The 26,951-nt window shown below is 46.8% G+C and carries 20 protein-coding genes; 5 read left to right on the top strand and 15 right to left on the bottom strand.

Annotated elements, in window-relative coordinates; all coding sequences use genetic code 11:
• Positions 1–32 precede the first annotated feature (32 nt).
• The 5 genes from AC50YG_RS21750 to tnpB form a co-directional block, all read right to left on the bottom strand.
• Positions 33–989, bottom strand: coding sequence for a hypothetical protein (locus AC50YG_RS21750; protein ID WP_494829517.1), 957 nt, complete (start codon positions 987–989; stop codon positions 33–35).
• A gap of 386 nt (positions 990–1,375) precedes the next feature.
• Positions 1,376–2,392: a hypothetical protein gene (locus tag AC50YG_RS21755; protein ID WP_494829519.1), complete on the bottom strand. Its 1,017-nt coding sequence runs from the start codon at positions 2,390–2,392 to the stop codon at positions 1,376–1,378.
• Positions 2,393–2,410: 18 nt separating this feature from the next.
• Positions 2,411–3,400: an aldo/keto reductase gene (locus AC50YG_RS21760; protein WP_494829521.1), complete on the bottom strand. Its 990-nt coding sequence runs from the start codon at positions 3,398–3,400 to the stop codon at positions 2,411–2,413.
• 107 nt (positions 3,401–3,507) lie between these two features.
• Positions 3,508–4,329, bottom strand: a complete 822-nt coding sequence (locus AC50YG_RS21765) for an AraC family transcriptional regulator (protein ID WP_494829523.1) — start codon at positions 4,327–4,329, stop codon at positions 3,508–3,510.
• 206 nt (positions 4,330–4,535) lie between these two features.
• Complete coding sequence (gene tnpB / locus AC50YG_RS21770; protein ID WP_473756733.1) at positions 4,536–5,624, bottom strand: IS200/IS605 family element RNA-guided endonuclease TnpB; 1,089 nt, start codon at positions 5,622–5,624, stop codon at positions 4,536–4,538.
• 304 nt (positions 5,625–5,928) lie between these two features.
• Between tnpB and AC50YG_RS21775 the strand changes: the two genes are divergently transcribed.
• Positions 5,929–6,704 (top strand): IS5 family transposase gene (locus tag AC50YG_RS21775; protein WP_494829526.1). Its coding sequence is split into 2 segments (ribosomal slippage): positions 5,929–6,256 and positions 6,256–6,704, totalling 777 coding nucleotides; the frame shifts between segments, so codons are not numbered across the junction.
• A 101-nt stretch (positions 6,705–6,805) separates the two neighbouring features.
• Here the strand turns inward: AC50YG_RS21775 and AC50YG_RS21780 are convergent.
• From AC50YG_RS21780 to AC50YG_RS21790, 3 genes are all read right to left on the bottom strand, one after another.
• Positions 6,806–7,066 (bottom strand): HPr family phosphocarrier protein, encoded by a 261-nt coding sequence (locus AC50YG_RS21780; RefSeq protein WP_341280646.1) that lies wholly within the window; start codon positions 7,064–7,066, stop codon positions 6,806–6,808.
• 188 nt (positions 7,067–7,254) lie between these two features.
• Positions 7,255–8,625 (bottom strand): MFS transporter, encoded by a 1,371-nt coding sequence (locus AC50YG_RS21785; protein WP_494829528.1) that lies wholly within the window; start codon positions 8,623–8,625, stop codon positions 7,255–7,257.
• Positions 8,626–8,662: 37 nt separating this feature from the next.
• Positions 8,663–10,939, bottom strand: a complete 2,277-nt coding sequence (locus tag AC50YG_RS21790) for a glycoside hydrolase family 3 C-terminal domain-containing protein (RefSeq protein WP_494829530.1) — start codon at positions 10,937–10,939, stop codon at positions 8,663–8,665.
• A gap of 311 nt (positions 10,940–11,250) precedes the next feature.
• Between AC50YG_RS21790 and AC50YG_RS21795 the strand changes: the two genes are divergently transcribed.
• Complete coding sequence (locus AC50YG_RS21795; RefSeq protein ID WP_494829532.1) at positions 11,251–12,984, top strand: sensor histidine kinase; 1,734 nt, start codon at positions 11,251–11,253, stop codon at positions 12,982–12,984.
• Positions 12,962–14,572, top strand: a complete 1,611-nt coding sequence (locus AC50YG_RS21800; RefSeq protein WP_494829534.1) for a response regulator — start codon at positions 12,962–12,964, stop codon at positions 14,570–14,572. The genes AC50YG_RS21795 and AC50YG_RS21800 overlap by 23 nt, the downstream gene beginning before the upstream one ends.
• Positions 14,573–14,697: 125 nt before the next feature.
• Here AC50YG_RS21800 and AC50YG_RS21805 read toward each other — a convergent pair whose 3' ends face one another.
• The 5 genes from AC50YG_RS21805 to AC50YG_RS21825 all read right to left on the bottom strand — a co-directional run bounded on the left by AC50YG_RS21805 (position 14,698) and on the right by AC50YG_RS21825 (position 23,986).
• Positions 14,698–16,386 (bottom strand): extracellular solute-binding protein, encoded by a 1,689-nt coding sequence (locus tag AC50YG_RS21805; RefSeq protein WP_494829536.1) that lies wholly within the window; start codon positions 16,384–16,386, stop codon positions 14,698–14,700.
• Between the two features lie 62 nt (positions 16,387–16,448).
• Complete coding sequence (locus AC50YG_RS21810; protein WP_494829538.1) at positions 16,449–17,327, bottom strand: carbohydrate ABC transporter permease; 879 nt, start codon at positions 17,325–17,327, stop codon at positions 16,449–16,451.
• Between the two features lie 18 nt (positions 17,328–17,345).
• Positions 17,346–18,308: an ABC transporter permease gene (locus tag AC50YG_RS21815; protein ID WP_494829540.1), complete on the bottom strand. Its 963-nt coding sequence runs from the start codon at positions 18,306–18,308 to the stop codon at positions 17,346–17,348.
• A gap of 129 nt (positions 18,309–18,437) precedes the next feature.
• Positions 18,438–21,086 (bottom strand): endo-1,4-beta-xylanase, encoded by a 2,649-nt coding sequence (locus tag AC50YG_RS21820; RefSeq protein WP_494829542.1) that lies wholly within the window; start codon positions 21,084–21,086, stop codon positions 18,438–18,440.
• A gap of 383 nt (positions 21,087–21,469) precedes the next feature.
• The gene (locus AC50YG_RS21825) at positions 21,470–23,986 is read right to left on the bottom strand and encodes a GH39 family glycosyl hydrolase (protein WP_494829544.1); all 2,517 of its coding nucleotides are present in this window, start codon (positions 23,984–23,986) and stop codon (positions 21,470–21,472) included.
• Between the two features lie 196 nt (positions 23,987–24,182).
• Here AC50YG_RS21825 and AC50YG_RS21830 point away from each other — a divergent pair, with 196 nt between their 5' ends.
• Positions 24,183–24,539 (top strand): DUF1304 domain-containing protein, encoded by a 357-nt coding sequence (locus AC50YG_RS21830; protein ID WP_473756904.1) that lies wholly within the window; start codon positions 24,183–24,185, stop codon positions 24,537–24,539.
• A gap of 121 nt (positions 24,540–24,660) precedes the next feature.
• Here AC50YG_RS21830 and AC50YG_RS21835 read toward each other — a convergent pair whose 3' ends face one another.
• Positions 24,661–25,419, bottom strand: a complete 759-nt coding sequence (locus tag AC50YG_RS21835) for an MBL fold metallo-hydrolase (protein WP_494829547.1) — start codon at positions 25,417–25,419, stop codon at positions 24,661–24,663.
• A gap of 118 nt (positions 25,420–25,537) precedes the next feature.
• On the opposite strand from AC50YG_RS21835, the gene AC50YG_RS21840 reads away from it, so the two are divergent.
• On the top strand, positions 25,538–25,951 hold the full coding sequence (locus AC50YG_RS21840) for an Lrp/AsnC family transcriptional regulator (RefSeq protein ID WP_494829549.1): 414 nt from the start codon (positions 25,538–25,540) through the stop codon (positions 25,949–25,951).
• A gap of 140 nt (positions 25,952–26,091) precedes the next feature.
• Here AC50YG_RS21840 and AC50YG_RS21845 read toward each other — a convergent pair whose 3' ends face one another.
• Positions 26,092–26,871 (bottom strand): squalene/phytoene synthase family protein, encoded by a 780-nt coding sequence (locus AC50YG_RS21845; protein ID WP_473757074.1) that lies wholly within the window; start codon positions 26,869–26,871, stop codon positions 26,092–26,094.
• Positions 26,872–26,951: the final 80 nt, after the last annotated feature.

Genomic DNA, 26,951 nt, shown 5'->3' on the forward strand with positions numbered 1-26,951 from the left:
GGTTAAATGTGTTATTGCCTGTTCCCATGATACTAATTCCATGAGCTTTGTCTTAAGAATTCAGTAAAATTCCCAATAAAGCCCACCTTTCCACCTATTTCTCTAGTTGATTCTCCTGGACCGGACTGATTCATTACTCTAAGATATTGGGTACCTTGTTGTGCATAATAGGAATTCGCATTAACGATAGCTAACCAACTCTCCCACTCTATTTTTATATGCACATTGACATCCACATCCTTGGTGAAATATCCATCTAATATCCAAGCACCTATGCAGGCTATAATAGCACCTGTAGCTACAGCAACAGTTACCGGACCAGAAAATAATGCGATAATTAGTGAAACTCCAACCCCAATTGAGGTACTTCTTAAAAAACTTACCTTCTGGGAAGAAGTGTATGTCGGTGCCTCATTCTTATAATAACCATGCGCGTACATTTGCCTTTGATCATTATTATAAGTATTTCTATAGGTATATCCTTGGTTATAAGGCCATGTTGGAGGGTAGGTATAGATTGGGTCATAGGCTGCTGCCGAAATTAAACTTGCAGCTTCTAGTTTCTCTGCTACGTCTACAGTTGGATCAACAACAACATCTTCTTTAATAAGATCGTCTATTTTATAAATAGTCTTTTTTTCTTGCATGCCTATTTTATCTTTATCAATATTTTTCTCTTTCTTGCCGTTTGCTATCATGCTGTGCTTATCTTGTTTCCCAGTGGGATCGATATATTCCGTCGACTCAACTGTACCCGTAGTTAAGTCTGTTTTTGCACTATGGTCCAATACGCCATTAATATAAACTACGATTGTACCATCAGATTCTTCTAACACCTCAATTATATTTCCTGCTGCGTCATAGAATGCACTCTCATCTAGAGCGCTTACAGCACCATCCCCACTATTGGTGCTTGCTGAAGCGATTGTAGGTAATACTATTACAAGACACAGTAGTAAAAAGCTAATTTTCTTACGAAATCTTGTCATTATTACACGCTCCTAATCATCTTTTTAGTTTTCTTAACTGAAAGTAGAATCGCGAAAGATCTCCATAATCTTACTACAAATTCCAAAATTTTTAAAGTTTTTCAAACTGGATTAATAGATACATTTGCAACTTCTCTCACAATTCTATTTCTTCGTTATTTACTCCCGCTTGCTTGATAAACAAAAGCAAGAGTCAAACTCAACTCCTGCTCATCAAGTTTTTTTTCAATAAAGAATGTAAAAAAGCCGTGAAACCCATTTTCCAAAGGTTTCACGGCACTATGCATTCGTCTCTCTTTTTTTCCACAAAATTTTCGGAAGTCTTCACAAAATGTCGTAGAGGAAACCGAAACATAAAAAAAATTATAAACTCAATAGACAGACCGTTAAATGAACGGCCTGCGATCCAATACAAGCTGGAGCGGGCGATCAGTAAGGACAAGCTCGGGTGCCAGCTGTTGAATGACGGCAAGGCCGCTTACGGCGCCGCATAGCGAATGCAGGTCTTCAAACGGCTCTGCTGGCGATTGCTCGCCCAATTTCTCGATATAGGCAAGGAACGGTGCTGCCGATTCACGAATAACAGCCAGCACTTCATCCCGCCGATAATCGGTTTGCTTCAAGCAGCAGCCCAGCACGTATACCCAATCGATTTCGAAAAAAGAAAGCTGCTCCTTCGGCTGCTCCCACTGCTTGCTGCGGAACAAGGCGATGCAAGTATCGACCAGCGCCTCCACATAAGGAATCGGCTGATTGCGATAAGCCATATTAAACAGGTAATGAAAGCTGCCGGCCAAATGATGAAATAGCGGTGCACCGCGCAGCTCGCCACCTCCATTGACAATGCAGCCTTTACGCCACAAGCCCGTTGCCGGATCTGCCTGCTCCTTCAACCAGTCGAAGTACCAGGTTTCCCACGCAGAGTCTACTTCCTGCGCGAGCACCAGACTTGCGAAGACGCCAGAACCCTTCTGCGATTCTCCCCAAGGCTGCTGTACCCAATCCAACTGCTCCAGCAATTCGTAAAGCCCTTCTTTGCTTCTATAGGCTGCAAATTGCTGAAGCGGATAGAGTGGCTTTCCATCAAAAAGCTCTAGAGCCGATATTGCGAAAGCCGCGCTATGCAGCTCATTATGGTAAAGCCCGCGGAACATGCCGCTGCCTTGCTCCTGAAAGCTTTGCAGTTCCTTTACCCAGGCGGCTTTATCCGCCTCCAGCTCCGGCATTCCGTTAACCGTGTATAACAGATTGGCGGCATCCGCCGTTCCATAAACATCAGTTCGGCCTGCCTGCTTGTCCGCATGAAGGAATCGCTCATAATAGACACCGTCGGCATCCTCTACAATATGTGCCTTAAGCGTCAGCAGCACTCGATGGATGAATGCTTGCGCCTTTATAGCCATTGCCTCATCTCCCTATGCCTATTGCAAAATCTGATCGATCAGCGTCAGCTCTTCATCGGTGAAATGAGCAACAGCAAGCGCCTGAACGGCATCCTCAATCTGGCTGACTTTACTTGCCCCAATAAGCGCAGAAGTCACGCGGCCGCCACGCAGTACCCATGCGAGTGCCATTTGCGACAGCTTCTGGCCACGGCCAGCCGCCAGTTCATTCAATTGCCGCAGCTTCGCGATAAGCTCATCGGTAATTTCCTCTGGGCGCAAAAACACGCTCGGTCCAGCCGCGCGCGAATCCGGAGCAATGCCATTCAAATAGCGATCGCTCAGCATGCCCTTCGCAAGCGGGGAAAATACGATGGATCCAATACCCTCCTCGTCCAGCACGTCCAGCAAGCCATCCTCAACATGGCGATTAATCATTGAGTAGCTTGGCTGGTGAATCAGACAAGGTGTGCCCAGCTGCTTCAAAATGCGCGATGCTTCACGCGTCTGCTCCGGCTTATAGTTGGACAGGCCGACATACAGCGCCTTGCCTTGGCGCACAATCAGGTCAAGCGCAGCCATCGTTTCTTCCAGCGGCGTATTTGGATCTGGACGGTGATGATAGAATATATCAACATAATCGAGTCCCATCCGCTTCAAGCTTTGGTCAAGGCTGGACACCAGATATTTTTTGGAGCCAAAATCGCCATAAGGCCCTTCCCACATGCCGTAACCGGCTTTAGTCGAAATGATCAACTCATCGCGGTAAGCTGCAAAGTCCGCTTTCAAAATGCTGCCGAACGTTTGCTCAGCTGAGCCCGGAGGTGGGCCGTAGTTATTCGCCAGGTCGAAATGTGTTATTCCGAGGTCGAATGCCCGTCTAACCATTTCTCTGCCTTTATCTAACGAATCAATACCGCCAAAATTATGCCACAGCCCTAACGAAATAGCGGGCAGCTTCAGTCCGCTTCTTCCACTGCGATTATATGTCATAGTGTCATATCGATTATGACTTGCCAAATAGCTCATTCATTTGTTCCCCCTCAGGTTTAATATAAACCTATTGTAGCGGGAAACGACTATGAATCCTATGTCAACAAGGATGATATTTATGGAATAATGTCTTTTTTAATGAGCTATTCAAAATTACGCGGAGGTGTACCCTTTACCTTTTTGAACATTTTAGAAAAAAGCAGCGCATCTTGATACCCTACGGAACGTGCCACCTCACTAATGCTGTATATACCCTTTCCTAACAGCTCACAGGCTTTATTCATGCGATAGTTAAGCAAATACTGCTGTGGCGGCATGCCTACAGCCTCTTTAAACAGAAAAGACAAATATTTGCGATCCAGGCCGAGTACGTCAGCCAACTGTTCCATCGTAATTCGTTCACTGTAATGGGCGTGTAGAAACTCCATGCTTCGGTGAATGTAGGCTTCCTGCTTGCGCGCGGCATTGCTAATATTGCTTTCCGTTAAAGGAACGAACTCGACGAGCAGCGATAAAAACTCATACAAAATAGCTTGAAGGCGCAAATCACTGCTGGCTCGGTGGGAGACAGCTTCCGTCAACTGGTCATATAACGTTGGCATCAGCTTCATATCCATGGGGAATACGGGGTTTTCTGGCGTAATCGATGTCCGGGCAATGATTTGAGCAGCCTGCTCTCCCAAAAAACCGATCCAAGAGTAAGTCCACGGGTCCTCCTCGTCCGATTCATAGGAAATAAGCACCTGCGGATAAATGAGGAATGCTTGTCCGGCTGTCAACGTGTAGGTTTTGCCCGCCACCTTCACAGTCCCTTTTCCTTTATGGATAAAATGCAGTTTAAAGTTTTCCCTTACGATCGGCCCTATGAGATGGCAAGGCTTGCATGCCTCTTTGCCCCAATAAAGCAAATACATATCCGGACTATCACGAAAGGGACGCTCCGGATTATACTGAAACACTGCCATGATGACCTTCATCCCTCTCTGCGCTATCTTGCATCGTGATGTGGCGAACGATTGCTGCAACAAGGCAATACCACTCATGATTTCTCTATTTGAACGCTCCCCCACTTAGCTAACGCTTGAAGTGGGAGATTCTTGGGTAGTTGCCTCTAACGAAGCAAAATAGACCAAGCGATCCCTGCGGTTCCCGCAGTTCATGGCGTTGTCGTTTATACGGCAACATCTTTAATATTGTGTGCGGCATTTTCATCCCGATCATGAACCGTACCACATGACGGGCATTTCCACTGTCGCACACAAAGGTTTTTCACTTCTTTATGGATGAATCCACACCCATGACACCTTTGGCTCGTCGGGGCAAATGGGGCTGCGAACTTCACGATCCGTCCGTACCACTGCGATTTATACGATAACTGTCGTTCGAATTCGCCCCAGGACGCATCACTAATGGCTTTGGCTAACCTATGGTTTTTAAGCATGCTTGTCACATTTAAGTCTTCGATGCTGATGGTTTGGTTTTCACGAATCAGCTTCGTTGTGAGTTGATGCAAAAAATCATGACGAACATTTGCAATCTTTTCATGAATGTGGGCGGCTTTGTTTTTAGCTTTTTGCCAATTTGAGCCGCCTTTTGTGCGGCGAGCCATGCGGCGCTGCCACATCGCCAACCGATTTTCGTGCTTTCGGAACGCTTTAGGATGGGCAACCCGCATGCCATCGGAGCCTACAGCAAAGTCTTTGAGTCCTAAGTCAATTCCGATATGTTTGTCGGTTTGCGGCAACGATTGAACGTCGACTTCACAGACGATGGATACGAAATATTTACCCGCCGCGTTTCGCCTAACCGTTGCAGATAGGATGCGCCCTTCTGTCGCCCTGGAGTTTGCAAAGCGAATCCAGCCCAATTTCGGAAGCTTGAGCTGATCCCCTTTAATCGCTAGATTGCCATTCGTATATTTGGTGGTGTAGCTTTGAACGGGATGCTTACGGCTCTTAAAACGTGGAGCCTGATTTTGTTTCTTAAAAAATCGATCAAAGCTATCCGCCACGTTTCGAACGGCTGATTGCAGCGCGATACTATCGGCATCTTTCAACCACTCATAGTCTTTTTTGAGGGAAGGAAGCTCAGTGGCACAGGTGTTATAGGATAATCCTTTGCCTGTTGCCGTATAGGTACCTTTCCATAAGCCCAAGAAATAATTGAATACAAAACGGCAACAGCCAAACATCTGATGAATCAGCCTTTGTTGTTCTTCATTCGGATAAATCCGATATTTATAAGCTTTATGTACCAACACGAGACCCTCCTCCTTCCCTATATGTTCTTATCATTATAGCACATATGTTCGTAAAACGTCCAAAAATGGCCGATTCATCCCCTCTCTGTAGAGAAAGGAGTCTTCTCGGCTTTTGTTGATAAAAACAGCCCCTATAGTGGGGGCGCTGCTTATGGATGCTTTCCGATAATAATAGCACAGTCTTCAAACATCTGACACATTTGAAAGGATGAAACCATCATATCCTCTCCCATAATCTAGGACGTGTCTGAAAACTATAGAATAATGTGATATGATTTGAGAAAAAACGAATGGGGCAACGAGCATGATTCCAAGACGGTACGAAATAGATGATGAACAGTGGGAACAGATTAAGGACATGTTTCCCCCTTATCAAACAGGACGTCCGTCCAAATTAAATGATCGCACCCTGTTTAATGCCATTCTTTGGATCGCCCGAAGTGGAGCAGCTTGGCGAGATTTACCGGAAGAACGTTATGGTTCATGGAAAACGGTATACAGTCGCTTCTGCAAATGGAGAGACACTGGCTTACTTATCTCCATCTTCCAAGCCCTTCACGAAGAACCTGACTTTGAAAACTTGAGTATTGATTCTACATCGGTCAAAGCCCATCAGCACAGTGCTGGTGCTAAAAAAACGCAGAAGGACACGAGATAAATCAGCACATCGGCGTCAGTCGTGGTGGTAAAACAACTAAACTTCATACGGTCGTCGATGGATTAGGGAATCCCCTCGCCTTTCTTCTGACGGGTGGGCAAGTCTATGATTCGGTTCCAACGATCGATTTGCTCCAAGAGCTTGATATTAAGGGAAGCCATATTCTTGGCGACAAAGCCTACGGCTCAGAAGTCATTGGAAGTTGGATTACTTCTAAGCAGACATCTTACACGATTCCCCCTAAATCGAATAGTCAGAATCCTTGGAAAGTCGATTGGTATCGCTACAAAGAGCGGCACTTGGTGGAGTGCTTCTTCAATAAAATCAAACACTTTCGACGTGTTGCTACTCGTTACAATAAGTTAGCCAAGTCTTTCCTGGCGTTTGTATATGTTGCGTCCATCTTCAAACTAACTCAATAATGAGTTTTCAGACACGTCCTAAAGAAAAAAGGCAGAGTGAGGATTTCCTCTCTCTGCCTTTTTCCATATGTTGATTTTACTATTTTGCCGCAGAGTCCTGCTTATTCGTGGCTCTCGAATAAAGCAGCCAATTTCTCAATCGCCTGATCCTCATCTGGACCTTCAGCAGTAAGCTTGATCGGAGTGCCCTTCATAATATCAAGCGCCATTAAGCCCAAAATGCTTTTGCCATCGGAAATAATGTTTTTCGCTTGCCAAATGACGCGGATCTCGGATTCGAAAGAAGATGCAAGCGTCGTGAATTCTTTCGCAAACAACACATTAAAGCCATTTTGTTTCGTTAACGTGTCATGTGATTTCATCGTTTTCCAGCACCTTTCATTCTGTATAAATTGAACAATTGATTAGCATGGGGCGATGATCGCAACTGCGAGAAAAGTTGGACTTCCAGCCGCTGTGGCTCTCTCCAGTTCCAACCTTTCTCTCCGTTGCTCCACTCCCCATCGCTTTCTTCCGTTCAACTTATAAAATAATTGTTTGTTGCCTCTTATTAACCTTTATTAACAGCCTTCAGATCAGCAACAATTTGCGGATACAATTTATCGAGCTTATGGAAATACAGGATGACAATCTGGATAACCGCCAAAATAATCGGCAAGTAAATAAACATGAAGTGAATTGCACCGCTTGCGGTAGAGCTAATCGATTCTTGACCGCCGATATAGCCGCCAATCGCCAGCCCCCAGCCAATAATGGCTGCGCCAAGACCACTGCCTGCTTTTGTACCAAAGCTTCCTGCACTGTATACGAGCCCTTCTGTACGCACGCCTGTTTTCCATTCGCCGTATTCTACGGTATCGGCCAGCATGGCAAAAATCGTACCAATGATTGGCGTCATACCGAGCGCCTTGATTACCAAACCAAGAATAACAAAGGTTACATTCGTTGGATCAATCAATACGACTAGCGAGCCTAAAATCATAATAAAGCTTCCGACAATTGCAACGTTCCGTTTACCATACTTTTTAATAATCGGAGCAATCAAGAACAAACCAATTGCAATTGGAATCAATCCGGCAAAGCTGAGAATACCCAGCAATCCAGCATCCTTTAGCAAATATTGTGCGTAATAAATGTTCAATCCACTCATGCCGTTGTTTGTATACACAATGACAGCAAACATCAGCATAATCCCCCAATATTTGTTGCGGAATAACGCTCCCAAGCCTTGCTTGAAAGGAATTTCTTTTTGGGACACGGATGGCTTTACGCGCTCACGCGTCGATTTAAAAGTGATGTAGAACATAAAGAGCGACAGAACGCCATACAGGGAGAAGGTTAAAATCCAGCCTTTTTCCCCGCCGCCAAATGCTTGTACCAGCGGCTGAGTCGCGAAGCTGACACCGATTGCCCCTGCAAGCGCACCAAGCATACGAACGATGTTGAGCACCGAGCGCTGGTAGCCGTCTTGCGTAATAAGCGAATTCAACACCCCATAAGGAATGTTAATGAACGAGTAAATAAAGTTCATGAGCAAATAAGTGACATAGGCATAGACGAGGGCTCCGCCTGGTCCTACATCCGGGAATGTAAAGAGCAGTACGCCTGAAGCGGCAAACGGGATCATCATCCATAGCAGCCATGGACGTGCTTTACCATGCTTGTTTTTCGTTTTGTCTACCAATGCCCCAACACCGACGTCAAGGAAGGCATCCAATATACGGGCAATCAGCATCATCGTACCGATTGCGCCTGCGGCAAGTCCCATGACGTCCGTATAATAATACGTTAGAAACGTTGCCGCCCCTGTGAAGATAAGGTTGCTGGCTGCATCACCAAAACCATAACCAATTCGTTCCGACCATCTTACTTTGTGGTACGCGTCGTCTTGAACGCCACTTGCTGTCTGATTCGCACTCATCGCATATTCTCCTCATGTACCTGGCTTTAACGCTAATTTATAAGCTGTTCAACTCTACAATTAATTGGTCCAGCATGTCTTTGGTGAAGGCATCGCCACCGAATGCCATCAGATTGCGAAGCGGCATGTATTGCATCATTTTAACCATCATTTCCGCATGGGCATCATCTTCATCTACGCTGGCGAGCGGGCTGTTTTCTTGGAATTTCTTCATATATGGCTGCAGTATAGCCGTTGCTTCTTCGTTGTTATACAGATCGCCAAGCGTCGTATTTTGCGAATAATGCTTTTTCAATTTAACAGTAGATTCAACTGCAAGTGTCGCTTCAAGAACGATTTCCTGCGAGGAATGTCCCACCAAAATCGCGAATTCGCCGCTTTCCACATGCCAATCCTTAATGTCTACATTGTAGTAGGCGAAAGAGCGCTTATTCAGTACAAAGCTGACCGTCTTTGTCTCGCCAGGTGCGAGTGCAACCTTCTTAAAGCCTTTCAGCTCTTTCTCTGGGCGAATGACCGTGCTTGCAACATCCTTCACATAAAGCTGTACAACCTCTTTGCCTGCTACGCTGCCTGTATTGGTTACGTTAACCGTTACTTCAACCTCGTCTGTATCCTTGATGCTGGCCGCGCTTAGCAACAAATCGCTATAATTAAACGTCGTGTAGCTCAGACCAAATCCAAACGGGAACAGAACATCTAGTTCCTTTTTGTCATAATAACGGTAGCCTACGAAAATGCCTTCTTTGTATTCAACGCGGTCGCCTTCGCCCGGGAAGTTCAGGAATGAAGGATTATCGCTCAGCTTCAGCGGGAACGTCTCTGCCAGCTTGCCGGATGGATTCACTTCTCCGAACAGCAAATCTGCTACGGCTCCGCCAACAGCTTGACCGCCAAGATAACCTTCAAGCACAGCATCTACTTGATCCAGCCATGGCAGCAGCACTGCCGATCCATTGAGTAACACAACTACGACGCGGCTTTGAACGCTGGCAACCGCTTCGATCAGCTTATTTTGATTTTCAGGCAGGTTAAGGTGCTCGCGATCATAGCCTTCTGATTCATAACGATCAGGCAGGCCGGCAAAAATAACAGCAACCTCCGCCTCGCTTGCAGCACGCTTCGCTTCTTCGATCAGCGCTTCATCAAGCGCATCATCACCTGCGTGATAGCCTTGCGCATAAACAACAGCCGATGCATCGCTAACGAGCGCTTTAATTTCTTCAACTGGGTTATCCAGCTTTGTCGGTACGATATGGGAGCTGCCGCCGCCTTGGAATCTTGGTTTCTCGGCGAAAGCGCCGATAACCGCTACACGGCTGTTTTTCGCAAGTGGAAGCAAGCCGTTTTTATTTTTCAGCAATACCATGCTCTCGCTAGCAACCGTTCTTGCCAATTGGTGATGCGCGTTTTTGTCATACGTAGCATCCTTGACTTTCTCATCCACCGATTTGAAAATAATGCGAAGCAGACGAGTTACGGCACGATCCAGCGCTTCCTCAGTCAAAGTTCCATTGCCGATCGCATCAAGTACTTTTTTCTCGCCTACGCCGTTGCTTGCGGGCATTTCCAGCTCCATGCCTGCTGCAAGCGATAGGTCACGCTCATTAACTGCGCCCCAATCGGAAACGACAAAACCTTCATGACCCCATTCATCCTTCAAAATATCCGTAAGCAGCTTTACATTCTCGGAAGCAAATGCGCCATTTACTTGGTTGTACGAGCACATAACCGTCCAAGGCTGCGCTTTTTTCACTGCGCCCTCGAAGCTTGCCAAATAAATTTCGCGAAGCGTGCGCTCATCGACGACCGCATCGGTCGACATCCGGCGATGCTCCTGATTGTTTACCGCAAAATGCTTCAGCGACGTTCCGACGCCTTGGCTTTGTACACCGTTGATATGGCCTGCCGCCATCTCGGAGGACAAAAACGGATCTTCAGAAAAATATTCGAAATTGCGTCCACATAGTGGGGAACGCTTAATGTTCACGCCTGGCCCAAGCAGGACGGCAACATCTTCGGCCTGGCATTCTTCACCAAGCGCGACGCCTACTTTACCAATCAGCTCTTCATCCCATGAGCAGGCAAGTCCTGCAGCGGAAGGGAAGCAGGTTGCCGGTACGCTGTCGAAAATCCCTAGATGATCCGCACCTGTTTGCTGCTTACGCAAGCCGTGTGGTCCATCCGTTACCATAATGGAAGGTACGCCTAGACGCTCGACACCTTTCAAATGCCAGAAGTCCAGACCTGAGCAAAGTCCTGCCTTTTCCTCCAGCGTCATTTGAGCTACGATATCCTGAATGTTTCTCGTCAATGTAAAAACCTCCAATTCGATATAGGTGATGATGAGTCCCTGTTCTGCCCCACAGAAAAAAATGGATGACTTAGAAGCTTAAGTTGCTCCAATCCCCATTTCCTAATCAACTAATTTAAGTATATTGCGTTTGTTTAGCGCTTTCCTTCCCTCGTTTCATTGAAAACAATGTCACTTTTTATGATTATCCTTGCGCGTGTTTCTTACCCCTTCAAAAAGAAAATGAAAAAGGCTATATAGCTGCCGCCTATTTGTCTGCATTTTATAGGTATAATGGAAGAAAGATCATTCAGACGCAGGGGAGAAATAGCATGTTGAGAGGACAGGCCGCAAAGGGCGGTTTTTCAATTTTTCAAAAGCTGGCGCTCGGCTTAATGCTGATGTTTTTGTCTATCGTCATTATCTTCTGGTGGATTTATCAGCTTAATGTAAAGGATATTCAATCTGAGCTGCGCAAAAACAAGCTTGGCGAGGTGAAATTCATGACCTCTCAGCTATCCAACCAGTTTGAACAAATTTTAATGAATGCGATCATTTTGTCGGAGGATCAGACGGTACGCAGCTACCCGTATGTGTTGGAGCGGGGTGATGATTATGCAAAATATGAGTTGAAGCTCGCCATTATTGACAAGCTTGCTTTAAACAGTGCTTCTACCTCCTGGAACAATACCGTTATTTTATATTATCCCGACCAGAGGGAAACCGTATCCTCTGATCCCAGCTTCTCATTCCAAAAATTTGAGCTGCCGGATGAACCGCTTAATCAGTGGACGATCCATATGGAAGCGGATGGAGAGGGTTACTATTCCCATTTAACCAAAGGCCATCTCGGACCGCTGTATATTGAGACTAGAATTTCACTCGACAATTTGCGGAAAATGATGAATCAATACCTCTCGGGAACGCCGCTGCTTTACGACGCTCATCAATCGGTGTCGATCCGCAATGACGAGTCATCCGCCTTGGCGAATGCCGACAGTCGGATTCTTCCGCTCATCAAAGGACACAGCGGCTTCATCACCTTGGAGGAAAATCAAACGGAATATTTGCTCAGCTATATGAAGCTGGACATGCTGGAGCTTTATTTTATTGACTATCATCCGATTACCCAGCTCATTAAGCCGATTTCACGAAATAATACACTGTTCGTTATCGCCCTTGTCGCGCTGCTGCTTATATCGCTTATATACAGCCTCATTCTTCACAATCAAGTACGTACGCCCATTATAGGCCTGAGAAAAGCGATAGACCGCTTTGATCGCGGCGATTATTCCAGCCGGGTCGGGTCCTTGCATACGAAAGAATTTGGCATGCTGGGGAATTCCTTCAACCGAATGGCCGAGCATACCCAGTTTCTCATTGAGCAGGTGCTGCTAGGCGACTTATCCATTCAGGAGGCAAGGCTTAAGCAATACCAAGCACAAATTAATCCTCATTTTCTGTATAACTGTCTAAATTACATCCAGAGCAAAGCCAGCATAAAAGATCACGCTGCGGTGACAGCAATGACGCTGGAGCTCGCTTCTTACTGCCGTTACATTAACAAAATCGAAGATATCGACTCTACGCTTCAAGAGGAGTTGAATTTTGTTAAACATTATCTTTCCATCATGCATCTGCGAAAAAAATCGATCAACTTCACGATTGAAGTTGACGGAAGCCTATCATTCATTCGCATACCCAGAATGATTCTTCAGCCGCTGGTTGAAAACTGCATTAAGCACGGAATTGAGCCTTCCTTACATCCCGGGCTTATAGAAATCCAAGCCGAGGAAGACGATCAGGAAATTCGCATTTATATCAGGGATAACGGAGTAGGTATAAGCGAGGAGCGGCTGACCGTCATTGGTAAGCATATGGAGGAGTTTATGCATCATGCGGAGGATGCCATTGGGACTGGCATTCGCAACGTCAACCAACGGCTGCGGCTTTATTTTGGCAAAAGCTCAGGGCTAGCGTTACAGCTTCCTCCGTCAGGCGGCACCTGCTATATCATTACCATTCAAAAACTGGAGGAAAAGCATGCTGCAAATATTGTTAGTTGATGATGAATCTTATGTAATTGATGATTTGGAAATCGCTTTTCCATGGAGCGACTATGGGATAGATAAAATTCATAAAGCCTATTCAGGTATGGCCGCGCTTCAAATCATTGACAGCCAGTCCATTGACATTGTCATTACTGACATTGCCATGCCTGGCATGAATGGATTGGAGCTAATAAAACAAGTTAGAGAGCGCGGGAGAAGCATCCCCTGCATTTTGCTGACCGGCTTTGCGGAATTTGAATATGCGAGAGAAGCAATTGAGCAAGGGGTTGTTGAATATTTAATTAAGCCTCTAGATCAGGAAAAGCTTGCCGTCTGTCTGACAAAAACGATACGTCTAATCGAGCTTCAGCTTGAGAAAGCAGCCTCCTATGAGCAAGCAATGATTACGTTTCGCGAGCATCTGCCTTCATTAAAAGACAAGCTGCTGAATCAGCTGATTCAGGGAACTCGTTTTAGCACGGAAACCTTAAATGAGAGGCTGTCAGGCTACCAGCTCGCTTTTCGCGATGGGGATCACGTATTTTTGGTACTCGTTCGTCTGGAGGAGCAGTTCACCCGCTACAGCTTGAACAGCCTGCAGCTCTTCGAATATGCAGTAACCAATATTGCCTGTGAGCTGTTTGAGGACAGCTTTGATATCTGGCATTGTCGGGACAGCTACGACTATCTTGTTTTTCTGCTGCGACCCAAGCAGGCTGAAGTACTGCCGACGACCGATTTTCTGAATAAGCTGCTCAAGCACCGATCGCTTCAGCTCCATCACAATGTCAACGAATATTTGAAGGGAGGCATTTCGGTCATTCTTGCCTCTCCGGGCAAGCTTCAGCAGGACATTCGCGGCATGTATGAGCATGCTACCTCGGCTTTGAAGAAGCAGGTTGGCAAGGGAAGCGGGTATTTTCTATCGCTTTCGGATCAGCCACAGGCTGTGTTCATTCGCTCGCTGCATGTGCTTTATGAGCCTCCAGCGCTCAATCATTTGCTAGAGCTGGGACAATGGGAGGCCTTCGAGGAGCGCTTGCGGCAAATCGAAACGGCCTATTCTTCCTTATCCGAGCAAACGGAGGAGCATCTAGAAGAGATCAGAAGCCTGCTAATGTCCGCCTTTCATTATATCGCGCATAAAAATCATTCGCTGTTATCCGATCTGGTTGGACAAGAGCTGGTTTATAGGCTGATGTTTCGATCGGTAACCCAGCTGATTGAATGGGCGAAGGAGCTGTGCGATACACTTCGCACAAGGCTGGAGGAGCAATCCCTCAACGAGCAAAATGCCGTTATTCAAGCCATTCAGGTGTTTGTTTCCGCTCACTTGCCTACGCTCAGCCTTCAGTCGATAGCCGATCATGTTGGGCTGCATCCGGTCTATGTATCCAAGCTGTTCAAGCAGCTAAAGGGCATTAGTCTAAGTGAATACATTCTCGGAGTTAAAATGGATCTTGCCATCTACTTGCTTCGCCACTCCAGCGATAAAGTTTATGAAATTTCCGATAAGCTCGGCTATTCCAATTCGCAATATTTCATTAAGGTTTTCCGTGATAAATTCGACATGACACCGCAGGAATACCGGGAACTGGCATAAGCTACATTAGAAAAGCATAGCGAATAGGGCGGCTCCCAAGCAGGAGCCGCCCTTTCTTCTTTCCCTATTCGCCTATTAATACGCCGATCTTAAGCTCATGCTCATGCTAATGCTAATGTTCAAGCTTACTTAACCGTAGCGTACCAATCATTGACTTCTTCAGTAACTTTCTTACCGCCGGAGGCGAGATACTGCTCAACAAAGCTGTCAAACTCGTCCACCGATGCTTTGCCGTAAATGATTTTATTCAAAACTTCCTTCTCCAGCTTAGTCAGCATATCGTTTTTCGACAGCTGCGTTTTCGTAGGAACCCCTGTAAACATTTGCGGCATAGTGGCAGGCTTCTGATCTATGACGATTTTAGCAGCGTCAAGTTGCTTAGGAAGCGACAACGACATATTTTTCTCGAACCGTGTCGTCGGCTCTGCTCCGCCTGCCAGCTTAGCTAGCGTGTTGAGACGCAGAGACGGAATAATGGCACCGTCGAACGTCAATGTGTAACGAATCGGATCGACCCAGCCGCCAGGAACTTTATCGGTTTCCGTAGCAGGATAAGGTTTTCCATTTGGATCGAGCGCAAAATCATAGTTTTCAGCGAAGCCATTTTCAAACTCTCCGCCTTCTTTCGGATTCGCCCAATTGTCGAACAAATAATTCTGGTAAACGAAAAAGGCATCTTTATTTTTCATATCTTTATTAATCAGAACCGCGCCTGTACTCGTTGAGGTGCCATGACGTCCAACCTTGCCGTCCGGGCCTGCTGGCAGTGGATAAGCTTTGTAATCCGCGCCTTTAACGTTTTTCAGTAGATCAGGATTCGGCCAGCCTGTCATCCAGTAAGGACCGACGATAATACCGGATTTACCTGCCGTGAATGCTTCTGTCGCCTTAACCTCATCATAGAGGCCCGCTTCTTTGTCAATGTAGCCCTTTGCCATCCATTCCTGCATTTTGGCCAGCGCTGGCTTCATTTCCGGTTGGATAGAGCCATACAGCAGCGTTCCGTCTGCTCCCAAGTTCCATTGATTCGGCATAGCGCCAAACATGCCAAAAATCCAGCCTGAATCAGACATCCATGTATTTAGGTTGACTTTGAAGCCTACAGAAAGGGCCGTTGTATCTTTCTTTCCATTTTTATCTGGGTCCTGATTGACGAATGCGTCCATGACCTTCTCCAGCTCATCCAACGTAGTTGGCGCTTTAAGGTCAACCGCCTTCAGCCAGTCCTCACGAATGTACATTACCGGGTCGTTATTGTAGGCGTTCTCCAATATTGGAATACCCATACGCTTGCCATCGCGAATATATGGGTTCCACACCGTTGGATCTTCCGCCATCGCCTGCTTATACGTTTCGGACGCGTATTTGTCGAATAATTCTCCCGCATCCGTAAATTGTCCGGATTCAATCAAATCGCTGATAAGTGTCGGCTCGCCGCGGAAGGCAATGATATCCGGCATCTCCTGGCCTGATGTAAGCATTAAACGGAGCTTTGTTTGATAAGCATTATTTTGCTCGCTGACGGTCCATAAATATTTAATGTCAATGCCGAGTGTCTCTTTTGCCCACTTCGTATGAACGTTGTTGTCGATGTTTTCGCCATTTTTAAACTTCACATTGCTGCCGATTGGAAATACGGTAGTAATGGAAACTGGCTCGGTATACTTCCCATTCTCAAAGCCTGCGGAATAAAAGCTGTCGCTGCTGCTATTTGTTGTGTCTGCCTCTGTGTTATTGCCGCAAGCTGCAAGTACGCCAGCAAGCATCGTAGCAGACATCAGTACGGTAAAAGGCTTTTTAAGCTTGTTCAACATTGTTGTTTCCCCCAATTTAATATCTTTTTGAAAGCTGTAATCGCTTCTACTTCCTCATCTTGCTATTCCTTGACCGCCCCAATGACGATGCCCTTTACGAAAAAGCGCTGCAGGAACGGATATACGAACAATATAGGTGCCATCCCGATGAAGATTTGTGCTGCCTTCACCGTTCTTTGTGAAATACTTTCCAAATCCTCGGGACGTACCGACACTTTGCTGAAATCCTGCTGGACGATGATCGTTTGCAGGAAGGTTGCCAGTGGATAGTTTTTATGATCGGTCATAAAGATCAGTCCATCGAACCATGAATTCCAGTGACCGACCATCGCAAACAACGAAATGGTAGCAATTGCTGGCATGGAGACCGGGAGATATACGCTGACCAGCGTTTTTAAATAGCCCGCCCCATCGATAAATGCAGCCTCCTCCAGCTCCTTCGGCACGTTCTTGAAGAAGTTAAGCAGCAAAATCATATTCCATACCGACACCGCTCCTGGCAGGATAAGTACCCACAGCGTATTCATCATATTCAGCTTCTGAATCAGAATATAGAAGGGAATGAGTCCCCCGTTGAAAAGCATCGTGAACACAAAAAACCATGTATACACTTTTTTGCGTTTGAAATTACTATTTTCCTTGGACAATGGATAAGCCGCACAGATCACGACGATCATGCTGATTAGCGTTCCGAGCCCCGTTCTGACAAATGAAACCCATAGCGATCGTAAAAAATTTTCATTGGCCAGCGTTTGGGAGTAAGCATCAATTGTAAATTGCACTGGCAGCAGCCCAACGAGATTGGCATTTGCCGGGGCTTTGCCGCTAAACGAAACGGCGAGAATATGGATGAGCGGAATCAGACAGACCAGCGACAGTACAGCAAGAAGCGTATAATTAAAAATGGAAAAGACTTTATAAGACTTGGTTTTGTGGTACATAGGTTCAGCTCCTCCTCTCTAAAAAATGCGGTAATTGGCGAATTTGTATGCAGCGCGATAAGCTGCGACGATCAGTACGAAGCCAACGACTGATTTAAACAGTCCAACCGCAGCGGAGAATCCGAACTTGCCATCCACAATTCCGACGCGATACACGAAGGTATCAATAATATCGCCTTTATCAAATACCAATGCATTATACAGGTTGAAAATTTGATCGAAGCCCGCGTTCAAAATGTTGCCTAGTGACAGCGTTCCTACTACGATCATAATCGGAATAAGCGATGGCAGCGTAATCGACCATGTTTGCTGCCATCTATTCGCGCCATCTACTTCCGCCGCTTCATACAGCGAAGGATTGATACCGGCAAGCGAGGCTAGAAAAATAATGGCGCCAAATCCAAATTCCTTCCAAATATCACTAACAACAACCACGACGCGGAACCAACTGCCTTCACCAAGAAAGAAAATCGGCTCGATGTGAAACACTGCTACTAAAAACTGATTGATCAGCCCCTTAGTCGAAAGCATGTCGATCAGAATGCCGCCCAAAATAACCCATGAGAGAAAATGCGGCAAGTAGACGAAGGTTTGCACGGTCCGTTTAAATGCCGATTTTCGCACTTCATTTAATAGAAGAGCAAATACGAGCGGGGCAATCAGCCCGCCAACAACCTTCATTCCGGCAATAATGAGCGTATTCCAGATAACCTGCATATTCTCTTTTGTGCTAAACAGGTATTCGAAATGCTCAAGGCCAATCCACGATGATTTGGCGAAGCCCAGCCATGGCTTAAAGTCCTGAAAAGCAATAACAAGACCGCTCATCGGAATATAGGCAAAAACTAATGTTAAAATGACCGCCGGCAGCAGCAGCAAATCCAGCACAATTGTCCTTCTCCACTTCCCACTCTTGCCTGAGCCTGGAAGCGATAGTACGCTTGCTGTTTTTTCCACTACCTGGGTACTTGAATGCTTCATAATTGCGCTCCCCTTCTGTTCAAATTCCGTACTACAAACGATGTAAATTAACGTCTGTACTCAGTATAAGGACAAAAGGGTTGCGCCTATATGATAAAAGAGTGGCTCTTATAACAAATTATTAATATTTCATTCAGGCCATACAAACGTTAAAATGCCAAATTTCGAGGTATTTCTCCACGTTTCATTCGTCGGATCATTCCATTTTGCATTGCTGTTTTGTCCAGTTCCTTTATCGTCATTCACTTGCAAATCAAGGCCCATTACGGATCCAGGAATGGGCTGAAGGCTGTTTAATTTGATCTTCAGCTCAACGTTATAGCCATTATCCGTGCGGGTTACCGCGCTTTCCAGCCGCGATGGCGCAGCCCCTCCGCCAAACGTTGCTACATTATCGGCATTCACACGGAACTGTACATCATCATATTGATAAAAAGGCGTCCGCTGATGGTTTTCATCTATAAAAATTTCTACCGAGTCCTGATCCCAAGGGTTCAGCCCGTTAGTCAATACAATAGGGTCTTCCACCTCAATAAACAAATATAGGCTGTCATTCCACCACATTGAGCGTGCAGTTCCAGTCGCCCCTCCAGGTTGATTCAAAATGTCCAGCTGGAACGGTGCTGCTTGGCTCCAAGCTGTCTCCATAATTCCGTCAATTTGCGCTTCACCTTTAACCGACTCTGCGATTTTCGGCATGCCGTCCAGTTGAATGATACCGAACTTGCTCGGATCATCCTGCTGGCTAAGCGTACTGTCATTCCAATAAATCATTTGCTCCCCATCAGCTGAATCTTTATCCGTTATCCGAATATCAAATCCAACATCAGCACCCAATGACCCTTGGACACTTTCCCATGGAATAGATGCTTCCATAGTGTAGCCTCCGGGAATTTCTCTCGTCATGGAGGTGATTCCATTGGGCGCTTGCCCGGATCGTTTGAGCGTAATATGGCGGTCATCTTGCTCATATTCGCTGGATTTAGCATTATTTTCATCAATAAACAGCTCAACTTTATCATTTGTATTAAAAGTCACGTCGTTTACGTCCACCAAAACATGCAGGTAGTCTTCATCCCAGAACGTACGGAACGTGCTAGACAGCGAATGTCTCCCTTTCAGCTTACTCACAACCGCATGACTCCACTCTTTAGCCAGCACAGCACCAGCTGCCGGTGTTCCTGCGAGTGAAACAACACGATTCGTCTCCACAGGCAGCAGCGACGGATCAATCAGCCCCCAATAGGCTTGCTTCGCTTGCAGCTTGGCATCAAACAGCATCGCTTGATTGTTATAGGACTTCTCATCCTGAAGACCCCAAAGCGTCACGGAAGAAATGTGCGTCTTGTACTCTTTATAAAGCTCAAACAGCTCCTTATAGCGATGTGCCTGCTTGACCGCTATATCATAGGGCATCGTCTGACCAAATGGAATGACGCTATCAACATCAAGCTCAGTAATTTGAATATCTAGTCCCAGGTCAATAAACATATTGAGCGTTTTCTCAATTTCATCGATTGGCGGCGAGTATAGACCATAGTGAGATTGCAGGCCTACACCGTCGATCAGCCCTTTCTCCTTCAACCCTTTTACAAGCTGGTACATATGCGCTCGTTTTTCTGGAACCTCTGTAAAATATTCGTTATAGTACAGCTTGGCATCAGGATCGGCCGCACGTGCAAACTCAAACGCCTTCTCGACGTAATCAGGACCAATTAGTGTGTAAAATGGACTGATCCGCATGCCGTTCTCATCGCCGCTGTTGTCAGCTATCGCTTCGTTAACAACGTCCCAGGCATCAACCTTACCCTTATAGCGTGTCATTACCGTTTCAATATAGCTTTGAATGCGGCCAAGCAGCAGCTCCCTGCTTGCTGGCTGCCCCGCACTATCCTTCAGCATCCATTCTGCAGCGTCAATATGCCACAGAAGCGCATGCCCCCGTATCTGCATATTATTGTCCTCTGCGAACTGGACGTAGCGATCCGCTGCATCAAACACATATTGGCCTTCAGCTGGCGCAATAAATTTCGGCTTCATTTCATAGGTTGCCGTCAAGCTGCTGAAATGCTTTTTGAGCAGTTCACCATAGACGCCCTCCATCTGCCAAGTATAGACCGCTGCGCCGATTGGAAAATCATCTGTGAAATGTTCCTTCAGCGCAGGAATTTGCTCTTCTATGACAAGCGGCGAAGCTCTCTTAATCGTAAAATTATCGACATAAAAAGACAGTGTATCAACCGTTTCCTCCGATATATACGGCGTCTCAATAAACAGGTTCAGCTCTGTCGGATTATCGCTGTATTGGAACTGTCCCTTTAGTTCATGCCACTGCTGCCAATCTGCTCTCTCAATAACTACCGAATCGAGTGCATTCCAGCTCTCCGCACCCGCATTTTTATAAGCAGTCATTTGCAGCGTCTTGTTCTCCGTCGGCTCCTCTTTTAAGCGAACATATGCTTTAAATTCATATTCCTCATTGCGTTCAAGCACATTGACGAGCTCAAGCTTCGGCCCATAATAAGAACGCTCCCGCTGCTCAACCAGCATACTATAAGTGCTATCATTTGCCGTTTGGTTTGAAACCGTCAGCAGCTCCCCGCCGATCCGAGGCTTCCAACCCTGCAAGGTAGCATCCTCAAAATCTGAAGTGAAAATAATTGTGGGCTCTTCCTCTGCATAAGTGACTACCGGCCCAGCAAACGCTGTTGCGGCGAGTAATGAAAATACAAGTACGATAGCTGCGAGTTTTCTGGTGTACCTTCCTGTGTACAACATGAAACGATCTCCTCCTCATTTCGATTGGTTAACTCCGAGAGAAAGCGCATACATTATCCGAATGACTGAACGAGAGGGAACGATAACGAGAAGTGCCTAGCGATCTGGGGGGCCTCCCGAGGTGCCCCTCTCGATTCAGCATAGCCCGGCTGACATATACGCTTCATAGCCGAACACTTGCATTATAGATCATCTGGGTGATGCTTCCATATAACAAATTGGTAAATAAAATAATAAAATGTAAACATGTAGAAATTTTACCGAAAGAAAGTATCGATCTGCTATAAAAAAAATGCCCCACCACCAATTTTGCAATCGGTAGCGAGGCATTTGAATAAAAGAAGGGACAGCTCTGTTTCCAGCTGTCCCTTCTTATCGTATCCTTAGGTTGGCTTCCCTTCTCGCTTGAGCTCCAGCAGCCTCACCTCATGAGGGGCAAGAAGAAATTTCAGCGTCAAAGCATCCCCTGCCATCTCGGTACACATATACTGCTTCGGCACACTGCACTGGTTCAAATAGTCAATATCGGGTTGCATCAGCCCTGCGGGCGCTCCCATCCGCAGCCATTCATCATAAGAGCTGCCCGAGTCCCGGTTAATGGTATGCCGGTGAATGCGGTAAGCCCCCGGCTCTAATCCCTCAAGCTGTATGGTCAGCTCCAACTGGTCGTTATGATTAAATACCGCATATCGATTATGCGGCTGAATGCCTGAAACGTCATTTTTAAGATACATCTGGTCAAAATGAGCGTAATGAAACAGCAGCAGCTGATACGTGCCATCCTTCGACATCGTCAGGCAATAGCCGTCGCCGCGGTCCAGCAGCTTGCTGCCCAGCTTGGCAAGCAGCTCGTAGGCATAGAAGGCCGCTTTTTTGAGTCCATTATTTGTTATCATCCCGAGTCCGCCATGGAAGGTCTCCTGCGGCAGCGGCAGCTCCTCCAGTAAATCCGTTACCGTCCAATAGCCTAGACTGCTTATCTCGTCGAACGTTTCCACGATGTTTTTGGCAATGTATGCTGCTTTGAAGCAAGTATCATTCGTCAATTCCCGATGATGGGGAGTGGCATTCCATTCCGTCACATGCAGCTCGGAGCCTGACCAGCCAAGCTCCAGCAGCTTGCGCTTCACCTTGCCGAGCATCTCGGCAACATAATCTTCCCCCGCGTAGCTGAAATCGCTCATCTGGACTTCACCATTATCCTCGGCTTCTTCAATCCTATACTCGAACGGATACATATGGATCGTCAGAAAATCTGGCAAGCATTCCCTCTCGGTACAATAGGCCAAATACCGTTCCATCCAGCGGCCCCGATATACGAGCGTATCGCCCTGCACGCAGGGACCACCGATTTGCGCCTGCGGAAACACCTGTTTAATCGCCTTAAAGCTCGCTTCATACAGCTCCAGAAATTGGTTGAAGGATCCCGGCCAGAACAACCCGCCATCCGGCTCATTCCAAAACTCAAAACGCCAGCTGCCCACCTCTGCGCTGCCATAACGATTTAAGAGATGCTGCATGAAGGCTTCCAGCAGCGCGGTCCAATGCCCCATCTCCTTAGGCATGCTCATATAACTTTTTTTATGGAAGAAAAACTTTGTCTGGTCTGCAAAATCGCCCGGCATAAAACCAAGCTCGAAGAAGGGACGAAGCCCGATGCTCCTGAAAAAATCAACCACCTGATCCACATAGCCAAAGCTGAATACGGGCTTGCCGTCTGGCCCCAGCCGCGCCACCATCATTTCGTCATCGAAGATGCCGTGGAAGCGAATGTATTGAAAGCCAATGGACTGCTGCACCATCCGCAAATGCTGCTGAACGGGAGCAAACAACGCTTCCTTTGCCTTGCCAATTGTACATAGGTTGCGCCAAGTGTGCTTGAGCGTCCGACCGCTGCCAGAGGCGCGGATTTGTATGGACCGGCAGATGGAGCCTTGATCAGCAGCGACGATCGTTCCAGCATTCGCTTCCGTTGGCAAATATTTAAACAAGCTGGTGTAGGCATTTTCCCGGTCAAAAGCCAAGTAATTGTCGCTGGAAGGCTCGGACAATTCCGCCTCCGGGGAAGGCTGCCCGCGATGGCCGCGATATTCCGTGGGCGTCATCTGGTAAACCGCTTTGAACGCCTTGTGAAAAGCTTTTAAATTGGGAAAACCGCTGTCCAGCGCGATTTTGATGATCGGCTCCTGTGTCGTCAGCATCGCTTTGACCGCATGCTCCAGCCGAATGCTCGTAATATAGGTACGGAAGGTTACACCCATGCTTTTCTGAAAAAAGCTGGATAAATAGGAGACTGAAAAATTTTCGCGCTCAGCAAGCTCATTAAGAGTCAGCGGACGATTGTAATGCTCCTGAATGTATTCATTCAAATGAAGAAGCCTCGCCATCGTGCGGCGATTAATGGGATATTCCCGCGTTTCCTGCGTGCTTCTGAATTTGCGCAGCAGCAAATAAATCAGCTCCAGCAGCAGGGAGCGGACTTTAATTTCATAGCCATATCCAGCTTTATTAAAGTTCCACATAATGGTGGACAGCAGCGTGCGAACCTCAATGAACTTCTGCTGATCGCCTTGCGCATGCAAGCAGGAATTGCACTCAAAGGCGGTCTGCTCCGTGTCTACCCCCTGCTCGCGCAGAAAGGAATCGGGAATTTGCAGCGCCAGCAGCAGATTTTCCTGCTCCGATTGAATCGTGTGAATATCATTGCTATTGATAAGGATAATATCCTCTTCATTAAGCACGAATGGCTTGCCTTGTACAGCAATAATCGCCTTTCCCTTCAGCACAAACAGCAGCTCCATGCTATCATGCCAATGATTTGGAACATATCTGACGTTATGAAAAAATATATGCAGCGGAAGCTCATGATCCGTCTGAATGATTTCATAAGTATGATCCATCTGTGTCCTACCTGCCTCGTCCATCTGACCTTATGCTATCGTATACCCAACGTATCACCTGCTCACAGGACTGTCAAATCCAGTCATGCGAAGATAGCGTAAAATCATAGTCTGCGCTTGATTATAGGGGAGGTTAGGAGTAAGATGGGTAGGGATGTTTTTTTCCAATATTTGAATTTATTCAGGAGGGTTTATTATGTTAGCTGCAATATTCGTCGGCCTTGTGGCTGCCGAGCATTTGTACATATTGGTTATGGAAATGTTCCTGTGGACGAAACCTCGGACGCGCAAAACATTCAACACTACGCTTGAGTTTGCCCAGCAAACCAAGTCTCTTGCCGCCAATCAAGGGTTGTATAACGGATTTCTGGCCGCCGGCCTGATTTGGGGTCTTGTGCATCCGAATGCCGATTTCGGCTATCAAATCCAGCTGTTTTTCCTCATTTGCGTGCTCGTTGCTGCTTTGTACGGCGGTCTTACTACTAAACGCTCCATCCTGGTAATGCAGGGGCTGCCTGCGCTAATTACGCTGCTGCTTGTACTATTTACGTAGAGCGTGCAGACTGCACAACCGTACTAAACAGCTAACAATCAATAAGAACAACTAAAAAAATCTCCAGCCGGTCGCTGTTAAAGCGAGGCTGGAGATTTTTTCAACTTCATGAACCCTATGATTATCTCGTAATCGTCTCGCCGTCCTCTGGCGCAAGGATTACGCCGCTGAGCCCTTTGCTGGCTGCATATTCCCGCAAATCAGCTCTAGACAGCATGCAATGATTGACCGCCTCCATATGGGAGGAGAGGATGACCGCCTGCGGCGCCGCAAGATGCGTGGCATAAATATCTTCCTTCGTCATAAGAATAGGCTCACCTTGCAAAAAGCGGGCCGCGCCTCCATTTACGACGATGACCGACGGCTCATAGCTATCGATCGCCGCCCCCGTCTCCTCACACCAAATCGTATCGCCCGCCACATAAAGCGTCTGCTCCTGCGCATGCTGAAAAACTATCCCCGACACCTCGCCCATTTGCTCGCCGATTTCCCCTGTTCCGTGCCGTCCATAGGTTCGGCTGAGACTCACTTCTCCAAGCTGCCCCGATGGCGTAAACAGCTGTACCTGCTCAAAGCCTTTTTCACGAATGGCTGCCGCATCCTGCTCATTTTGGGCAAAAATCAGCATATCCTTCGGCAGCAGCTCAATCGCCGCCTGATCAAAATGATCAATATGCAAATGTGTGACAATGACCGCATCTACAGGGAGCAGCTGCTCCGCTGGAAAAGGCAGCTCGACCGTCGGATTAGACTGCTCTTGGTTAGCTGTATTGGGGATCGGCGGATAAGTTCCCTTTGACGCAAAAAAAGGATCGATCAAAAAGCTCAGGCTACCGTATTTTATTTTCAATGTTGCATTGCGGACTTGGGTAATTTGCATATGCTGCTCCTCCTTTATTGTTGCTCTTTAATAGGTTACTATCTAAGAAATGGCATGAACATAGCAGCAATCATTTAAATTGCACCAAATACTTGATTTTTGAAAGAGGTTGTCGCTTATGCTGGATCATACGGATAAACGCATTATTGAAGAGCTGTCGAAAAATGGCCGTATCTCGATGAAGGAGCTTGGCCAGCTCGTTCATTTGACCGGTCAGGCCGCTGCAAATCGTGTCAGCCGCCTGGAGGAAGAGGGATTTATCGAGGGATATACGATTCGTTTCAATCAGGAGAAGGCTGGACTTGCGGTCCATGCTTTCATCCACGTTTACATACGCGGGATTTATCATGGGCCTTATTTGGCGTTTGTACAGCAGCAAACGGTCATCCTCCATCATTACAAAACGAGCGGGGAAACCTGCTACATGATGGAATGCCGCTTTCCATCCAATGCCGCGCTCGACCAGTTTCTCACTGACCTGAACGAGCATGCCAATTATAAGCTGTCGATTGTGATTAATCAGACGCTTTAAGCGCAATAAAGTAGAAAGTAAACGGTATAGAACGCATACAGAGTGTATGCAAACATAACAAATAACCCGCAGGGATAGCGGCTTTACGAGCAAAGTCGTTATCCCTGCGGGTTATGAGCGCCCGCCTGTCCAATCGGCAGCTAGTTCAATCGGTTAACCAGCTTAAGCACCGCATCGCGAGTGAGCTTATTGCCGCCTGCGGCAATAAGGTTCACAGTAGCATGAGCCAGCGTGAGCGGGATTTTACAGAAGCTGAGCGCAGGACCCTTCTTCAAATCCGCGATATAAGCATCCGCAACCTTCAGATTGCGGCGCGTATACGCCAGCATTTCCTTAGGCCCCCAGCCATCCGGGTAGAAGTCCACGCCACGTTCCAAATCCTCATCGCGGTTGCGAAGAATATTGACAGCTTGCAGCCCACGGCCAAAAGCGACCGCCTTCACCGTATCCGACTTCGTTCCATCAAACCATAACCAGATTTCCGACAGCATCTCGCCTACCATTCCAGCTACGCTGTATGTATAACGGTCGAGATCCTCCTCCGTATGGATATGCCAGCCTTTCTCCACCCATTCTGCCATTTGCTTCGACATCATCGCGATATAGCGATAGATGGTGCGGGCAACAGTCGACGGACACAGCTCCGCCCATTCATTTACCCGCATCGATACAGCTGGCAATACATCGTCATAAGGGGACAATAGCTTCTGTGTGGCGGCTGTCACGTCAGGAGACTGGAAAGCTTCTTCCATTCCGACGAGCAGCTTGACTTTCAATTGGTCTGAGATGTCGTTATGATCCTCTATTTCATCAATAGCCCGCATACACAGATATGCAGCTGCTACAGCTTCCTTCAAGCCGGGCTCGAGACGGCTGATAGGAATATAGAAAGTCCGGCTTGTTTGCTGCAGCATGGTCATAGCATCATTAAGGACGACGTTAGTAATGAGTGTTCCCTCCAAAAGTAGCTTCACATTTCTTATAATCATATCATACGACG

The organism is Paenibacillus sp. J31R34 (genome assembly GCF_059383715.1).